Source organism: Burkholderia sp. 3C (assembly GCF_054589155.1).
Window position 1 is genome coordinate 195,978 of record NZ_BAAILN010000136.1, and the last position, 1,928, is coordinate 197,905.

The window sequence follows — 1,928 nt, forward strand, 5'->3', positions numbered from 1 at the left end:
GCTTTCCACGTAGTGCCGGTTGAACACGTTGTAGGCGCGGGCCGTGATCGTGGTGTCCTTGCGCGGCTTCCAGGCGAGCGCCAGATCCACGGTGGTGTACGAGGCCATCGACAACTGGTTCGCCGTATCGGCATAGCGCTTGCCCACGTAGCGCAGGCCGCCGATGCCGGTCCATTCGGGCGCGAAGCGCCAGCTCACCCACAGGTTCGCCAGGCGCTGCGGCACCGAGGCCGGCACGTTGCCGTCGCGCGAGACCAGCGCGCCGCCGCTTTGCTCGGTGAAATCGTCGTATTTCGCGCGCAGCACCGCGACGTTCGCATCCACGCGCAGATCGCGCGTGACCTGCGCGCCGAAGCTCGCCTCGATGCCGCGCGACGATTGCTGGCCGATCTGGATCGACTGGTTTGGATTCTGCGGATCGGCGGCCACCAGGTTGTCCTTGACGATCCGGTAGGCGGCCAGCGTCCACTCGGCGCGGCCGTCGAGCAGCGATTGCTTGAAGCCGATCTCGATCTGCCGGCCGGTGGCGAGCTTGTAGTTGGCGCTCGACGAATTGAGCATCAGCAGCGAGCTGACCGGGTCGGCCGCCACCGAATACTGGCCGTACACGGTGAAGTTCGGCGCGATGTCGTAGACGGTGCCGAGCCGCCAGCCGGTGTTCGCATAAACCCGCGTGAAGCTGCCGCCGTTGACGAGATCGTCGCGGTTGACGCTGGCATGGTCGTAGCGCAGCCCGCCCACCACCGACCAGCGCGACGTGAGCTTGAGGCGGTCCTCGGCGAACAGCGCGTACTGGTTGGCCTGCGAATCGTATTTCGGCAGCGTGCCCGCCGTGTTGATGAAGCTGCCCGGATCGAACGCGAACGGATCGACCAGCGAGCTGCCCGAATACGGCGAGTTGTTGGTGTGCGTGAACGTGGTGTGATTGAACTCGAAGCCGGCCGAGAACGTGTTGCGATGGCCGAGCACGCTGCTGTCGACGGTGGCGGTGGTCACATTGCCGAACTGCTGCTGGTCGTGGAAGATTTCCGTGTAGCTGCTGCGCGCGATCAGGCCGCTGGCCGGCTGGAACGTGTAGTACTCCGCATCCTTCCAGTGGCGGTTGCTCTTCATCCGGTAGAACGTGCTCGTCACGTTCAGTTGCTCGGTGGGCTGCCAGTTGGCCGTCAGCGTGGCCCAACTGTCGCGGAACGAAATCAGGCTGTCGCCGACGTTGTAGTTCTTCTTAAGCAGTGCCGTGTCGAGCGCGCCGTTGACGAGCGGCACGCCGAAATAGCGCATCGGCTGCTGGTAGCCTTGCGCGTACGAGGCCGTGATCGACAGGTCGGGCGTGACGTCGTAGCGCAACGCGCCCGACACGGAAAGATTGCGCGAGTTGCCCGCATCGACCCAGTTCGCCGAGCGGTTGCCGCTGATGTCGAAGCGGTACGACAGGCGGTCGTTGATCGCGCCGCCGCTGCCGAACGCGGCGCGCGCGGTGCGTTCGGTGCCGATGCCCACCTGCAGTTCGTTCTCGATCGGCGTGCGCGTCGGCTTCTTCGGCACGATGTTGACCACGCCGCCGATCGCGCCTTCGCCGTAGATCACCGAGGCCGGGCCGCGCAGCACGTCGATGTGATCGACCGACCAGGTATCGAACGGGTAGGTCGCACCGATCGCGCCGTAGGGGCGCACGCCGTCGAACAGTTGCGTGACCGACGACGCGCCCACGAAGCCGCGCGCCGACAGCTCGGCATTGCCGTTGCCCGGATGGGGCGAGGCGGCGATGCCGGCGGCGCGGCTCATCGCATCGATGATCGAGGCGTCGCCGCGCGTGTCCAGCGTGGCGCGGTCGATCAGCTCGACGCTGGCCGGTGTTTCGAGCGGTGTGAGGCCGAGGTGGCTGCCGGTGTCCTGCACGCGGCGCAGCGCGGTGTCGCGGCCGGCCG

General features: G+C 66.7%; 1 protein-coding gene. It reads right to left on the reverse strand.

The features are described from left to right. On the reverse strand, nucleotides 1-1,928 hold a 1,928-nt coding region (locus ACYP33_RS28890; protein WP_459624794.1), incomplete at both ends, for a TonB-dependent receptor.